The following is a 14548-nucleotide window of genomic DNA, read 5'->3' as shown; positions in this document are numbered from 1 at the left end:
CGCTCCGCGCAGGAATGCATTTCGTGACGCTCCGCGTCGCATATGGGAGCCTTGACGCCTGTTTCAGACCTTATGAGATACAGGCACCATGAAGTCTAATCTTCGTTCACCTTGCTATCTCACCAGACTGAAGATTTGTGACGCAAAGCGTCACCGAATGCGTGCCTACGCGGAGTGAAGTGACACGATAGTCGTCTCTGATTCCCCTAAAGCCCGCCCGTAGCCCGAACCCCCACCCCCGCTGCCGTCAGCAACGACAGTGGCAGCAACAGCGTGTCGAGCAGCGCGCTGCCCGGCAGGTCCAGGCCCGGACAGCCTGGCGCTTCGGCACCGAAACGGTCTATCGCACAGCAACCGCCCTGCAACGCATACATATTCAGCCGCGTACCGGCATACACCACTGGCGCACCGGGTTTGGCCGCATTAAGCGTGCGAGCGGTCGCGCAGCCGGTGATGACCAGCGCCAGCGCTATCAGAATCAGCTTATTCATCGCCGCCAATGTGGTGCTCGCCCCAACGCGGCAGCATGTCCTGAGGGATGTTCAACAGATTGAGAATCCGCGCGACCACAAAATCCACCAGATCATCGATGGTCTGCGGTTGATGATAAAAGCCGGGAGACGCCGGCAGAATCACTGCGCCCATGTTCGATAGCTTGAGCATGTTCTCCAGATGGATGCTGGAAAACGGCGCCTCGCGAGGCACCAGAATCAACTGGCGACGCTCCTTCAGCGTCACGTCGGCAGCGCGTTCGATCAGGTTGTTGCAGGCCCCTGTGGCAATCGCCGACAGCGAACCGGTGGAACACGGCACCACCACCATCGCACTGGGCGAGCCCGAGCCCGAGGCCACCGGCGACATCCAGTCATCGCGGCCATAGACGCGAATCTGCCCGGCCGACGCACCGGTGTATTCGGTCAGGAACGCCTGCATCATCATCGCCTTGGGCGGCAAGCGCACGTCGGTTTCGGTGGCCATCACCAATTGCGCAGCCTTGGAAATCAGGAAGTGTACTTCGCGCTCTTCACGCACCAGACAATCCAGCAAGCGCAGACCATATTGCGCGCCTGAGGCACCGGTCATGGCGACTGTAACGCGATCCGGACCACTCATTTCAGCGCCTCAGCCAGTTTGCCGTGCAGGCCGCCGAAGCCGCCGTTGCTCATGATGACAATGTGGGTGCCGGGCTGCGCCAGGTGCTGAACATGGGCGATGATCGCCTCAAGCGAGTCGCACACCTTTGACGGCACTGAACCTCCGGCCACGGTTGCGGCAAGGTCCCAGCCCAGATTGGGCGGCGCGTACCAGACCACCTGATCGGCGTGGTTCACGCTCTCCGGCAAGCCGTCGCGGTGCGCGCCGAGCTTCATCGAATTGGAACGCGGCTCGATCACGGCAATGATCGGCGCATCTCCGACCTTCTTGCGCAGGCCTTCAAGCGTGGTGGCGATCGCCGTCGGGTGGTGAGCAAAATCATCATAAATGGTGATGCCGCGCACATCAGCGACCTTTTCCATACGCCGCTTGACGCTCTTGAAAGCACTCAAAGCCTGTACGCCCAGCAACGGCACGACGCCAACATGGCGCGCCGCAGCAAGGGTGGCCAGTGCGTTGGCGACGTTGTGCTGGCCGGTCATGTCCCATTCGACCGCACCTTGCAGCTCGCCCTCGAACAGCACTTCAAAGTGCGAACCGTCTTCGCTCAACAGCCGCGCCTGCCACTGGCCGCCCTGGCCGGTGGTCTGCACCGGCGTCCAGCAGCCCATTTCGATCACACGGGTCAGCGCAGGCTCGGTGGTCGGGTGGATCACCAGACCTTCACTCGGGATGGTGCGCACCAAATGGTGAAACTGGCGCTCGATGGCTGGCAGATCGGGAAAGATATCGGCGTGATCGAACTCAAGGTTATTGAGGATCGCAGTGCGGGGGCGGTAATGGACGAACTTCGAGCGTTTGTCGAAGAAGGCGCTGTCATATTCGTCGGCTTCCACCACGAAAAACGGGGTTTCGCCCAGACGCGCCGACACCGCGAAGTTCTGCGGAATACCGCCGATCAGAAAACCGGGGCTCATGCCCGCGTGTTCGAGCACCCAGGCCAGCATGCTGCTGGTGGTGGTCTTGCCATGCGTACCGGCCACCGCCAATACCCAGCGACCTTGCAGCACGTGATCTGCCAGCCATTGCGGGCCAGACACATACGGCAAACCATTATTCAGGACGTATTCAACTGCCGGGTTACCACGCGACAACGCGTTGCCGACCACGACCAGGTCCGGAGCGGGGATCAGCTGCACAGGGTCGTAGCCTTGGGTCAGCTCGATGCCCTGGGCTTCAAGCTGGGTGCTCATCGGTGGATAGACATTGGCGTCAGACCCGGTAACCCGGTGCCCCAACTCTTTGGCCAGCACCGCCAGCGAACCCATGAACGTGCCGCAGATACCAAGGATATGAATATGCATGACCAACCTCTCAGAACGTCCACGCAGGTTAACGTAGGGACGCTGAAATGGCACCCTGAGTTTGTCCGCCACATTGCCTGCGCCAGGCATTTCAATAGCGCGCGGATAAGCCTAAAGTCCTGATCACGGCGGGTTGCAATTAGCCTATTCTTGAGTGCTCCCTGCCAGATACCCGACTGCAGAATCGACACAGACTCCCTCACAACAAGAACCAGGAGACATACCATGCGTTACGCTCATCCCGGTACCGAAGGCGCTATCGTCAACTTCAAGGAACGCTACGGTAATTATATTGGCGGCGAGTTTGTCGCCCCGGTAAAAGGTCAGTACTTCACCAACACCTCGCCGGTCACCGGCAAGGCGATTGCCGAATTTCCCCGCTCCACGGCCGAAGACATCGACAAGGCGCTCGACGCCGCCCACGCAGCCGCTGCTGCCTGGGGCTCGACCTCGGTACAGGCGCGCTCGCTGGTCCTGCTGAAAATCGCCGACCGCATCGAAGCCAACCTTGAAGTCCTGGCCATCACCGAAACCTGGGACAACGGTAAAGCGATTCGCGAAACCCTCAACGCCGACATCCCGCTGGCCGCTGACCACTTCCGCTACTTCGCTGGCGTGTTGCGCGCCCAGGAAGGCAGCGCCGCCGAGATCGACGGCAATACCGTGGCCTATCACATCCATGAGCCGCTGGGCGTAGTCGGGCAGATCATCCCGTGGAACTTCCCGATCCTGATGGCCGCCTGGAAACTCGCACCGGCGCTGGCTGCCGGTAACTGCATCGTGCTCAAACCCGCCGAGCAGACCCCGCTGGGCATCAGCGTGCTGATCGAACTGATCGGCGACCTGTTGCCTCCTGGCGTGCTGAACATTGTGCAAGGTTACGGCCGTGAAGCAGGCGAAGCCCTGGCCAGCAGCAAACGCATTGCCAAGATCGCCTTTACCGGCTCGACCCCGGTGGGCTCGCACATCATGAAACTGGCGGCAGACAACATCATCCCGTCCACCGTGGAGCTGGGCGGCAAGTCGCCGAACATCTTCTTCGAGGACATCATGAGCGCGGAGCCTGAGTTCATCGACAAGGCCGCCGAAGGCCTGGTGCTGGCCTTCTTCAATCAGGGCGAAGTCTGCACCTGCCCGTCCCGTGCGCTGGTGCAGGAGTCGATCTACCCGCAGTTCATGGAAGCGGTGCTGCGCAAAGTCGAGAAGATCAAACGCGGCGACCCGCTGGACACCGACACCATGGTCGGCGCTCAGGCGTCCGAGCAACAATTCGACAAGATTCTTTCGTACCTGGAAATTGCCAAGGGCGAAGGCGCCGAGCTGCTGACCGGCGGCAAGGTCGAGAAGCTGGAGGGCGACCTGTCCACCGGTTACTACATCCAGCCGACGTTGCTCAAAGGCAACAACAAGATGCGCGTGTTCCAGGAAGAAATCTTCGGCCCGGTGGTCAGCGTCACGACCTTCAAGGACGAAGCCGAAGCCGTGGCCATTGCCAACGATACCGAGTTCGGCCTGGGCGCCGGCCTGTGGACCCGCGACATCAACCGCGCCTACCGCGTGGGCCGGGCGATCAAGGCCGGGCGAGTCTGGACCAACTGCTACCACCTGTACCCGGCGCATGCTGCCTTCGGTGGCTACAAGAAATCCGGCGTCGGCCGCGAAACCCACAAAATCGCGCTGGAGCATTATCAGCAGACCAAAAACCTGCTGGTGAGCTACGACACCAATCCGCTGGGGTTTTTCTAGGCTGACGAGCTCGAAAAACAGGGCTCAGACCACGGTAGATTATCGTTACCACGCTCCAGCGTGGTAACGCCGTTCCGGACGCTTTGCGTCCGATCCTGAATGCGCGGTGCAACGCAGACTTGTGACGCAGAGCGTCACCCACTGCATGCCAACGCGGAGCATTGGCACGATAGTCATTTCAACGTGTGTGTAGCACCGCCGTTCTGAACACTCTGCGCGGTGCAACGCATCGCGCACCAACTCTGTGCATCACGCCCCGGTTCAGCACTCTGGCGTGATGCATCCTCTCCATACGCATCTGCTTACCCCTGCAAACTCGCACTCCCGGCCGGGATGGAGTATTAATTGCTTATATCGCTTCCCACAGTCGTTTGAACCGGGACGTCACCGGTTCGGCCGAAAGACTACGTCCGACGCGAACAGCGCGACGTCATGGAGAACCTGAATGGCGAGCTTTTCCCATTCTGTCGGTGCGCAGACGTATCGCTTCGACAGCCTTAAAGAAGTCATGGCCAAGGCCAGCCCTGCACGCTCCGGTGATTATCTGGCCGAAGTCGCGGCGCAAAACGATGGCGAGCGTGTCGCCGCACAAATGGCGCTGGCGAATATTCCACTCAAACATTTTCTCGAAGAAGCGCTGATCCCTTACGAACAGGACGAAGTCACCCGCCTGATCATCGACACCCACGACACACTCGCCTTCGCTCCGGTCAGCCATCTGACCGTCGGCGGTTTTCGGGACTGGCTGCTCAGCGACCATGCCGACGAAACCAGCCTGCGAGCGCTGGCGCCCGGCTTGACGCCAGAGATGGCCGCCGCAGTGTCCAAGATCATGCGCGTGCAGGATCTGGTGCTGGTGGCGCAGAAGATCCGCGTCGTCACGCGATTTCGTAACACCATGGGGCTGCGTGGTCGACTGTCGACCCGCCTGCAACCCAATCACCCGACTGATGACCCGTCCGGCATCGCGGCCAGCGTTCTGGATGGCCTGCTGTACGGTAACGGCGATGCCATGATCGGCATCAACCCGGCCACCGACAGCACCTCATCGATCGTCGCCCTGCTGGAAATGCTCGACGCCATCGTCCAGCGTTACGAGATCCCGACCCAGTCCTGCGTGTTGACCCACGTCACTACCTCCATAGAAGTGATCAATCGCGGTGTGCCGGTCGATCTGGTATTTCAGTCGATCACCGGGACAGAAGCCGCCAACGCCAGCTTCGGGATCAGCCTCAAATTGCTGCAGGAAGGCTACGAAGCCGGCCTGAGCCTGAACCGTGGCACGCTGGGGAACAACCTGATGTATTTCGAGACCGGGCAAGGCAGCGCGCTGTCGGCCAACGCGCATCACGGCGTCGACCAGCAGACCTGCGAAACCCGTGCTTACGCCGTGGCCCGGCATTTCAATCCGTTTCTGGTCAACACTGTGGTCGGCTTTATCGGTCCGGAGTACCTGTACAACGGCAAGCAGATCATCCGCGCCGGCCTGGAGGATCACTTCTGCGGCAAGTTGCTGGGCGTACCGATGGGCTGTGACATCTGCTACACCAACCACGCCGAAGCCGATCAGGACGACATGGACACCCTGCTGACGCTGCTGGGCGTGGCCGGGATCAACTTCATCATGGGCATCCCCGGTTCCGACGACATCATGCTCAACTACCAGACCACCTCGTTCCACGACGCGCTGTACGCCCGGCAGAGCCTGGGCCTGCGCCCGGCACCGGAATACGAGGCCTGGCTGGAAAAAATGGGCATCTTCACTCAGGCCGATGGCCGCGTTCGCTTCGGCGACAGCCTGCCGCCCGCCTTTCGTCAGGCACTGGCGCATTTAGCATGAGTGACAAGCCCATGAATGAAATCCAGGACAGCACCCTGCCACCCAACCCGTGGCTGGAACTGCGCCGTCTGACCTCAGCGCGCATCGCGCTGGGCCGCACCGGCACCAGCCTGCCGACCTCCGCGCAGCTCGACTTTCAGGCCGCGCATGCCCAGGCGCGCGACGCCGTGCATCTTGCTTTTGATCACGCTGCGATCAGCGCACAACTGGCCGAAAAAGGCCGCGACACCTTGCTCCTGCACAGCGCTGCCGCCGACCGGCACAGCTACCTGCAACGCCCGGACCTGGGTCGGCGTCTGAATGACGAGTCGGCGCAGGCATTACGCGAGTATGCCGCCGCTCATCCGGGCGGGCTCGATCTGGCGGTGGTGGTGGCCGATGGGCTGTCGGCCCTCGCGGTGCATCGGCATGCTGTGCCTTTTCTCACTCGGCTGGAGGAACAGGCCAGTGCCGATGGCTGGACGCTGTCGCCGGTGATCATGGTTGAACAGGGCCGTGTGGCGGTGGCGGACGAAGTCGGCGAATTGCTCGGCGCCAAAATGGTGGTGATCCTGATCGGCGAACGCCCAGGCCTCAGCTCTCCGGACAGCCTCGGCCTGTACTTCACCTACGCCCCCAAAGTCGGCCTGAATGATGCGCACCGCAATTGTATTTCCAACGTGCGTCTTGAAGGACTGAGCTATGGCATGGCTGCGCATCGCCTGCTTTATCTGATGCGCGAAGCCTGTCGACGGCAGATTTCCGGGGTCAGCCTGAAAGACGAGGCTGAACTGAACACCCTGGAATCCGATAGCCCCGCTGGCAATTCAGACAAGCAAATCGGCAATTTCCTGCTCGACGGGCCGGTTGACGCGCATTAGATTGAGCTTTCTAAAGCCGCCGGGCAGGATCAAACATCCCGGCGCACTGCATTAGCCTATAAGGGAGTTGAGGCCAAACCATGCGGATCATCAAAGCGACGCTTGAACATCTGGACCTGCTCTGCCCGCTGTTCATCAAATACCGGGAGTTTTACAACGAGTCGCCCCTCCCGGACTCCTCGCGAGAATTCCTCGAAAAACGCCTACGCCGCGAAGAGTCGGTCATCTACCTGGCGCTGGCCAAGGATGACGACAACAAGCTGCTGGGGTTCTGCCAGCTTTATCCGAGTTATTCGTCGCTGTCGCTGAAACGGGTGTGGATTCTCAACGACATCTACGTTGCCGAAGACGCCCGCCGCCAACTGGTTGCCGATCACCTGATGAAGCAGGCCAAAAAAATGGCCAAGGAAACCCATGCCGTGCGGCTGCGCGTGTCCACCAGCAGCAACAACGACGTGGCGCAAAAAGTCTATGAGTCCATCGGATTCAGGGAAGATACGCAGTTCAAAAACTACGTGCTGCCCATCAGCTCGGACTGACCACTCAACACGCCCGCACGCGGCGCCCCTGCCGCGTCTGGCCGCGAGAAAACACTTCAAGCGTCACGCCAACACGCCGCCAAATTATTACGGAACCTCTTCCGGGCATTCTGCTTCTATAATGCCGCGCAGTCGTTTCTTCCGCACGCGACCCCGTACAGGGTGCTCGCCTCAGGTACTTCAATGGACTTCAACCCGCTCGACCTTATTCTGCATCTCGACGTCTACCTCGATCTGCTGGTAACCAACTACGGCCCATGGGTCTACGCGATCCTGTTTCTGGTGATTTTCTGCGAGACCGGGCTGGTGGTCATGCCCTTTCTGCCGGGCGATTCGCTGCTGTTCATTGCGGGTGCCGTGGCTGCCGGTGGCGGCATGGACCCGGTATTACTGGCCGGGCTGCTGATGCTCGCGGCGATTCTGGGTGACAGCACCAATTACGTCATCGGCCGCACGGTTGGCGAAAAGCTGTTCAGCAATTCCAGGTCGCGCATCTTCCGCCGTGACCACTTGCTGCGCACCCAGGACTTCTACGCCCGCCATGGCGGCAAGACCGTGACGCTGGCGCGCTTTCTGCCGATCATTCGTACCTTCGCGCCCTTCGTGGCAGGCGTCGGCAGAATGTCCTATCCGCGCTTTGTGGGCTTCAGCGTGCTGGGCTCGGTGCTGTGGGTCGGCAGTCTGGTCACGTTGGGCTTCTTCTTCGGCAACGTGCCGTTCATCAAGCACAACCTGACCTTGCTGGTGCTGGCGATCATCGTGCTGTCGCTGGTGCCGATGATCATTGGTGTGGTGCGCAGCCGCAGCGCGCCACCGGTCGACGCTCGCTGAGCCATGTGGTCACTCAGCAATTGGCGCAGGCGACGAACCCTCGCCAGGCATCCGGTTGCTGCCGAACTGTGGCAGAACGTACGCAAGCGCTTGCCCATCCTCGACGGGCTGAGCGCCGGGCAGGACGCCCGACTGCGTGATGCCTGTGTGCTGTTTCTGAACGATAAATACCTCAGCGCGCTGCCGGGCGTCGAGCTGGATGACGAGCAGCGCCTGTTTCTTGCGGCCCAGGCACAACTGCCGTTACTGAGCCTGGGCGACCTGAACTGGTATCAGGGCTTTCATGAAATCGTGCTGTACCCGGACGATTTCGTCAGCCCGCAACGCCATCGCGACGCCAGCGGCGTCGAACACGAGTGGGACGGCGAACACAGTGGCGAGGCCTGGCTGCAAGGGCCGGTGATTCTGGCCTGGCCCGGTGTGTTGAGCAGCGGCGACTGGGACGGCTACAACCTGGTGATCCACGAGCTGGCGCACAAACTCGACATGCTCAACGGCGACGCCAACGGCCTGCCGCCGCTGCACAGCGATATGCGGGTGACTGAATGGGCCAATGTCATGCAGAGCGCATTCGATGACCTCAATCGGCAACTGGATCAAGACCCGGAGTCCGAAACCGCTATCGACCCCTACGCCGCACAGGACCCTGCCGAGTTCTTCGCCGTCACCAGCGAGTATTTCTTTAGCGCGCCCGACCTGCTGTACGACAACTACCCGGCAGTCTACAAACAGCTCAAAGGATTCTACCGTCAGGACACCCTGGCGCGGCTGAATGCATTACGGCAACACGCCCCGGCTTACCGGGACACCTGACCGCTGCCGAGGCCATGCGTAGCAACCAAAACAGAATATGCCTATAATCCGGACCACTTTACGGCGGTTCGCGCCACAATCTGTCTGTTCAACCAGGGGGGCAATGCCCAATGAGCTACAGCAAGATTCCGGCAGGTAAAGACCTGCCGAACGACATCTACGTCGCGATCGAAATCCCGGCCAACCACGCGCCGATCAAATACGAAATCGACAAAGACACCGATTGCCTGTTCGTTGACCGTTTCATGGCCACCCCGATGTTCTACCCGGCCAACTACGGTTTCATCCCCAACACCCTGGCTGACGACGGCGACCCGCTGGATGTGCTGGTAGTGACCCCTTACCCGGTTACCCCAGGCTCGGTCATCCGCGCACGCCCGGTCGGCATCCTGCACATGACTGACGATGGCGGCGGCGATGCCAAAGTCATCGCAGTACCGCACGACAAGCTGTCCCAGCTGTACGTCGACGTGAAAGAGTACACCGACCTGCCACCGCTGCTGCTTGAGCAGATCAAGCACTTCTTCGAGAACTACAAGGATCTCGAAAAAGGCAAATGGGTGAAGATCGAAGGTTGGGGCAATGCTGACGCTGCCCGCGCCGAGATCATGAAATCGGTTGAAGCGTTCAAAGGCTGATCACCGATCCAGTGTTTCAGGGTGCTTGCAGGCAAGCCCCCTGAAACACGCTCCCTCCCCGCTATCAGCTCCCTCTCCCCCCGCTCGAAGCCGATTCTGAAATATTCCCGTAACATTTATTTACCAATCGCTTGTTTAAAAACGCACTCGACTTTTAACCATTCAATAAACAGTCCGTTAATGCCCGTATAGCCGGGGTAAACGCCTGATGCCGCGTTTAATCAAAAAATCGCTATTACGGAACTGACCTACACGACATTCATTCCGTCCGTAGTCCGGGTAGCCGTCACCCCCTTGGGATAACGTCGACCTCAACACCTCGTTCATTTAAACGCCCAGGCGACGCCCGTAGACTTCGCCCCATGAATACATCAGGCGATCGACTCCGCATCCTCCTTCGGGAGTGCCACCTCACCGCGACTGATTTTGCCGCCAACCGCAAAATCACGCCGCAACACGTCAACAACTGGTTCAAACGCGGCGTGCCCATGGCCCGCATTGACGAGGTGGCTGAATTATTAACCGTTAACGCCCGCTGGCTGCGCACCGGCGAGGGCCCCAAACACCCCAATGAACCCGCCAATGAAAACACCGGCGGCGATACCCGAATGGTTATCCAGCAAAGCAGAAACGTCCTGCGCGGAGACGTGGAAGTTCAGATCTTCACAGAGGTCGAATCGCCCCACGGCGTCGGCAAAACCGTCTTGGCCGAAGCCCCCGGACAGAAAATCCGCTTGCCTCTGCAAGTCCTGCAAACCATGGGCATCGACCCGAAAAACTGCATGTGCGTCGCCATGGTCGGCAACAGCATGGCCGACAAGATCCAGGACGGCTCCATCCTCGGCGTCGACCGTGAACTGACGCAAATCATCGACGGCGAAATCTACGCCCTCGAACACGGCGGCATCCTGCGCGTCCGCTACCTCTACCGCCTCCCCAACGGCGGCCTGCGCCTGCGCAGCCACAACGACGCCGAGTACCCGGACGAAGTATTCAGTGCAGAAGATATCGACCGAGAGAAAATCCGGGTGCTCGGCTGGATATTTTGGTGGTCGACACTGAACAGCCGGCGTAATGCGATGTTGCTGTTGTGAGGGGCTTTGTGTGCAGGGGATTTAGGCTGGGCATTGGCGAAGAGGTTTAGTATCCTGTGCGGCATCCGAAGCGCCCGGCGCCGTTGAGCGGCGGGGGCTGGAATGGGGCATTTGATCCGATTGCTCTGTTATCTATTCGCGCTTCTTTAGGGGCGCATCTGTTGAAGGCGATTGCGGTTTATCAAAAATAGATAGGAATCGCCTACGAGAAGCCGGCCACAAGCCGGCTTTTTAATGTCTTTTTGAAAGCTATTCTCATCTACCAAAATCCGCGAGAGCCTTGCTAGATCAGGGGTTTCAGCCTATTTTTTTCCTGTGACTTCCGTTTTGATCCATCGTCTTCCACAGTCAAGTGGGGGATCAGAGGGCCGAAAAGATGGGCAGCTGACCGCAAAGCATGTCGAAAATGTAAACGAGCCAAGCACCTACGAAGACGGTAATGGGCTGCGCCTTATCGTCAAAGCTACGGGGCGAAATAACTGGGTGCTGCGGTTTAAGCTACACGGCAAACAACGAGAGATGGGATTGGGTGGCTACCCGCATCTCGATCTAAAAAAGGCCCGCGCTGCCGCCTATGAAAACAAAGCCCAGATTCTCAAAGGCATTGACCCACTCGCAAAACGACAAGCTGAACAAGCCGCTCAACGGGAAGCTGAGCGCCGAGAACTGACGCAAGGGGCGGCCGAGGAGGAACGCCTGCTGCGTGCCGTGCCTACCAAGGAATATGTGGATGGTGAAGGCTTCCTTTACCTCGGCCGCAGTTGCAGGCTCAAGCTGGTCGACGAGCAGGACGCGCCCTTGAAACTGACGGGGGAACGCTTTTTGCTGCCACGCAGCCAGTTGCCAGAGGCAAGGGAGCACTTTATTCGCTGGTACAGCCTGCATGCCGGTAACTGGCTTGCCATGGGCAGAGGAGTACCAAAGACGTATGGACGTTTCCCCCAACAGGGGACGGGTGGAGGATCTTGGCTATCGCTGGGGCTCATGCTTCAAAGGTAAAATTCTGTATCTGCGCTGGAAAAGCATCCTGTTGCCCAAGCGCATCGCCGAATACGTCGTGGTCCACGAAATGATCCATCTGCACGAACCGCACCACATCCCAGAGTTCTGGCTACGGCTCGAGCGCCATGCCCGATTATGCATAGCGCACGGAATGGCCGGCTGAGCATGGGATTGAGGTAGAGGGAATTTAAAGCGGGCTGGCTGGGCCATTCACGACTACATTGCCCGCAAAACGAGTTACCGGGCCACTAATTACAACTACCCAACTGTCGCTTTTTCCGAGTCAATATCATCATAACGAGGGAAGCGATGCTTCAGCCGTTCGATCGTCCACCGCCATTTTGGTGTGGTGGGACGGCAAATTGTGTTCTGGTTTCCGAACATTCCAACCTCCCGTACCGCTTGAGTTATCGACACCGTTTGAAGCCATTCGATTGATACAAAGTGATCACAGCGTTCAGGATCGTCGACAAACTCGGCGTGATAGTTTGCGCGGGTAGCGACTTCAAGCACCGGTACCTCAACTCCGTTATGCATGACAGTGAAGTCCGCCGCAGGTGCGGACGATCCAAGAACGCGACCGACACCGACGTAGCCTTGCTGGGGAATATTTACCCAAACTCGATCCCCTGGTGAAAGCAATTGAAGGGTTCGACTGTACCAGGCACCTCCGCCGCCGGAGATGAAGCCAAACTCAACAGCATCCTCCCAAGAGCGGGAAGTGGAATCTCCGAACGAACAATAGAATTCGCCATTCCAAGGTTCATTGTGCCCCCCACCCGCCGACACCGCATTGACCTGAGTCTGGACAGGGTCGAGCAACCAAGAACGGCTCAGTAGTTGCTGACCACCTGATTGAAAAACCTGAAAACACAGAACATTGATTGGGATATCCCGCTCACTGAGGTATGCAACGATGCGCTCACTGCTGGCATCCAATTCAGTCGCAACAATTATGAGCTGATGGCTTTTGTTCAACTCCTCATCGTCCAAAGCGCGGCCGAAGCGCTCACGAAAGTCGTCGTCCAAGGTACAACCAGGTCGAAATCGCTTGTAAATAGCGCCAATCTCATCACCGCGAAGGCTTTCAACCCAAACTGCGTAGTCAAGTGCTTGGGCAACCACTTCCCGGGCGGTGCGGTCACGCTTGAGTTCAATCAGCACTAGCGCACCGTCAGGTGCTATGGCTAGCAAATCGATTCGCCCGCCCATGCCAGTGCTTTCTTGTCTCCCTATAAGCATCCATTCATCCGATAGGATGCTAGGTGCATTTACGATCATGTCTTCTAGCAACTGCTCGGTTGCGAGCTTGCTTTGCAACAATCTGGTCGGCATGATGCCGACAGTCCAAACGTCCGTCTTGATCGGCACGCCGCGTGTCCTCGCCTGGATTATGTGTAAGCTACGATGAACTGATAAAAAGCTAACCACAACCCGGTTTTTTAATGGGCGGTCGCAACGCAGTTGCTGATCCTGATCCTGATCAGGGTGCACTGACACAACCAATGCTCCCAGCTTAATCCAAAGCGCTTCATGGATCTGGCTGGCCATGCGCGGCAAGGTCTGCGTACTAAATCCAGTAAGTCCTTCTGAGACTGCTTCATTTCATTGTCCATGACTGGTCTCCTCTTTTAACTGATTCAGAAAAATCATCAGGCTGTCGATCCCACCGGCCCCAACCTCCTCCGCCGCGCTTCCAGCGCCCTGCGCAACGAAACATCTGCATACTCCATAAAAAGTCCCGCCAATCGATTCAGCGCGGCCTCCTCCTCTTCGCCGCCCACGACTGAATCAAAACCAAGCGCACGCTTGTTCTGTTCAGGCAATTCTTCCCAACTGGTCATGAGGTAGGCGTACATCGCGCTGACGACTTGGAGTTTGGTCGGGGCTTCGGTTTGCGGAATAGACGAGCCGACATTTTGTCGACGCTGCAAGGCCAAACATTGCCTGCATGGGCTTCGCTCATACGAAAGGCCCAGATAGAGATTTCTACGGCGGAGCAACTGCGACTTTCTGGTTTTCATGTGACCTCCGTGAGCCTGTGCGTACATCCTTGAGGCAAGCATCTTAAACGAGAAACCTATTTTGGGATAATCCCAAATCAGGTTTATTTAAGTAGCCGGATCTCTCAGACGGCGCACCTCCTTGAAAACCATTCATAACGATCGCTACCAGGCGCTGCTTGATCTTCTGCTGGAGGCACGCAATGCGGCCGGCATGACGCAAAAAGAGTTGGCCGCAAAGCTCGGGCGACCGCAGTCCTTTGTTTCGAAAACCGAGAACGCCGAGCGCAGGCTCGATGTGATTGAGTTCATGGATGTCTGTCGGGGGCTCGGGGCTGATGCGTATGCGTTGCTGAACAAGCTTGAAGCTATGCCCAGTCATGATTAACCCCCGTGGTGGCGCAATGGATCTGAGCAAAGCAGTCGGAGCAGCGTTAAAGGAGGCGCGCGAAGCAAAGGGCCTCACGCAGGAGGATTTTGTCGGCGTCAGTGGCCGGACATACCTGTCTGAAATCGAGCGCGGGTTGAAGAGCCCGACGCTTGAGAAACTTGATCAGCTTGCAACCAGAATCGGAATTCACCCGCTGGAACTGCTGATGTCCTGTTATGTGAAGCAAGCCTCGATGAGCCAGGAGCGCTTGCTTAATCTGCTGAACGAACGCTCGAGGGAAGCATGAATTAGAAACCGGCGCCTGGCGTAAAAATCAGCCTTCACGCTATACA

17 protein-coding genes and 1 pseudogene are annotated in these 14548 nt (G+C 58.6%); 12 read left to right on the top strand and 6 right to left on the bottom strand.

What is annotated here, in order from left to right; genetic code table 11:
* Window positions 1-206 precede the first annotated feature (206 nt).
* The 4 genes and pseudogenes from I9H07_RS03120 to I9H07_RS24920 form a co-directional block, all read right to left on the bottom strand.
* The gene (locus I9H07_RS03120) at window positions 207-491 is read right to left on the bottom strand and encodes a YceK/YidQ family lipoprotein (protein ID WP_236459630.1); all 285 of its coding nucleotides are present in this window, start codon (window positions 489-491) and stop codon (window positions 207-209) included.
* Window positions 484-1113: a flavin prenyltransferase UbiX gene (gene ubiX / locus I9H07_RS03115; RefSeq protein WP_024646195.1), complete on the bottom strand. Its 630-nt coding sequence runs from the start codon at window positions 1111-1113 to the stop codon at window positions 484-486. Before ubiX ends, I9H07_RS03120 begins: the two co-directional genes overlap by 8 nt.
* The gene (gene mpl / locus I9H07_RS03110; RefSeq protein ID WP_024673550.1) at window positions 1110-2459 is read right to left on the bottom strand and encodes a UDP-N-acetylmuramate:L-alanyl-gamma-D-glutamyl-meso-diaminopimelate ligase; all 1350 of its coding nucleotides are present in this window, start codon (window positions 2457-2459) and stop codon (window positions 1110-1112) included. Before mpl ends, ubiX begins: the two co-directional genes overlap by 4 nt.
* A gap of 28 nt (window positions 2460-2487) precedes the next feature.
* Window positions 2488-2686, bottom strand: a pseudogene (locus I9H07_RS24920) (hypothetical protein).
* On the opposite strand from I9H07_RS24920, the gene exaC reads away from it, so the two are divergent.
* The 10 genes from exaC to I9H07_RS03060 all read left to right on the top strand — a co-directional run bounded on the left by exaC (window position 2685) and on the right by I9H07_RS03060 (window position 11985).
* Window positions 2685-4205 (top strand): acetaldehyde dehydrogenase ExaC, encoded by a 1521-nt coding sequence (gene exaC / locus I9H07_RS03105; RefSeq protein WP_236425640.1) that lies wholly within the window; start codon window positions 2685-2687, stop codon window positions 4203-4205. The pseudogene I9H07_RS24920 and the gene exaC overlap by 2 nt on opposite strands.
* Before the next feature lie 445 nt (window positions 4206-4650).
* Window positions 4651-6045 (top strand): ethanolamine ammonia-lyase subunit EutB, encoded by a 1395-nt coding sequence (locus I9H07_RS03100; protein ID WP_024675294.1) that lies wholly within the window; start codon window positions 4651-4653, stop codon window positions 6043-6045.
* Window positions 6046-6065: 20 nt separating this feature from the next.
* On the top strand, window positions 6066-6905 hold the full coding sequence (eutC, locus tag I9H07_RS03095) for an ethanolamine ammonia-lyase subunit EutC (RefSeq protein ID WP_419178534.1): 840 nt from the start codon (window positions 6066-6068) through the stop codon (window positions 6903-6905).
* Window positions 6906-6985: 80 nt separating this feature from the next.
* The gene (locus I9H07_RS03090; protein WP_236425641.1) at window positions 6986-7444 is read left to right on the top strand and encodes a GNAT family N-acetyltransferase; all 459 of its coding nucleotides are present in this window, start codon (window positions 6986-6988) and stop codon (window positions 7442-7444) included.
* Between the two features lie 183 nt (window positions 7445-7627).
* Entirely contained in the window at window positions 7628-8275 is a 648-nt protein-coding gene (locus tag I9H07_RS03085; RefSeq protein ID WP_024675297.1) for a DedA family protein, read from the top strand.
* A gap of 3 nt (window positions 8276-8278) precedes the next feature.
* Window positions 8279-9088 carry a zinc-dependent peptidase gene (locus tag I9H07_RS03080; protein WP_236425642.1) on the top strand — a complete coding sequence of 270 codons (810 nt, stop codon included), beginning with the start codon at window positions 8279-8281 and terminating at the stop codon, window positions 9086-9088.
* Between the two features lie 110 nt (window positions 9089-9198).
* Window positions 9199-9726, top strand: a complete 528-nt coding sequence (gene ppa, locus I9H07_RS03075; protein WP_003379107.1) for an inorganic diphosphatase — start codon at window positions 9199-9201, stop codon at window positions 9724-9726.
* A gap of 362 nt (window positions 9727-10088) precedes the next feature.
* Window positions 10089-10820 carry a LexA family transcriptional regulator gene (locus I9H07_RS03070; RefSeq protein ID WP_024646187.1) on the top strand — a complete coding sequence of 244 codons (732 nt, stop codon included), beginning with the start codon at window positions 10089-10091 and terminating at the stop codon, window positions 10818-10820.
* 327 nt (window positions 10821-11147) lie between these two features.
* Complete coding sequence (locus I9H07_RS03065; RefSeq protein WP_235591737.1) at window positions 11148-11819, top strand: integrase arm-type DNA-binding domain-containing protein; 672 nt, start codon at window positions 11148-11150, stop codon at window positions 11817-11819.
* Window positions 11704-11985, top strand: coding sequence for a M48 metallopeptidase family protein (locus I9H07_RS03060; RefSeq protein WP_327194205.1), 282 nt, complete (start codon window positions 11704-11706; stop codon window positions 11983-11985). Before I9H07_RS03065 ends, I9H07_RS03060 begins: the two co-directional genes overlap by 116 nt.
* 95 nt (window positions 11986-12080) lie before the next feature.
* On the opposite strand, the gene I9H07_RS03055 is transcribed toward I9H07_RS03060, so the two are convergent.
* Both I9H07_RS03055 and I9H07_RS03050 read right to left on the bottom strand, forming a co-directional pair.
* Window positions 12081-13193 carry an endonuclease NucS domain-containing protein gene (locus I9H07_RS03055; protein WP_058824044.1) on the bottom strand — a complete coding sequence of 371 codons (1113 nt, stop codon included), beginning with the start codon at window positions 13191-13193 and terminating at the stop codon, window positions 12081-12083.
* A 281-nt stretch (window positions 13194-13474) separates the two neighbouring features.
* Window positions 13475-13846, bottom strand: a complete 372-nt coding sequence (locus I9H07_RS03050) for a hypothetical protein (protein WP_058824041.1) — start codon at window positions 13844-13846, stop codon at window positions 13475-13477.
* 121 nt (window positions 13847-13967) lie between these two features.
* Between I9H07_RS03050 and I9H07_RS03045 the strand changes: the two genes are divergently transcribed.
* On the top strand, window positions 13968-14213 hold the full coding sequence (locus I9H07_RS03045) for a helix-turn-helix domain-containing protein (RefSeq protein ID WP_024675300.1): 246 nt from the start codon (window positions 13968-13970) through the stop codon (window positions 14211-14213).
* Window positions 14214-14229: 16 nt separating this feature from the next.
* Entirely contained in the window at window positions 14230-14502 is a 273-nt protein-coding gene (locus I9H07_RS03040) for a helix-turn-helix domain-containing protein (RefSeq protein ID WP_024675301.1), read from the top strand.
* Window positions 14503-14548 lie beyond the last annotated feature (46 nt).

The organism is Pseudomonas syringae (assembly GCF_023278085.1).
Classification (GTDB): domain Bacteria; phylum Pseudomonadota; class Gammaproteobacteria; order Pseudomonadales; family Pseudomonadaceae; genus Aquipseudomonas; species Aquipseudomonas syringae_Q.
This window is presented reverse-complemented; position numbering and strand designations above follow the sequence as displayed.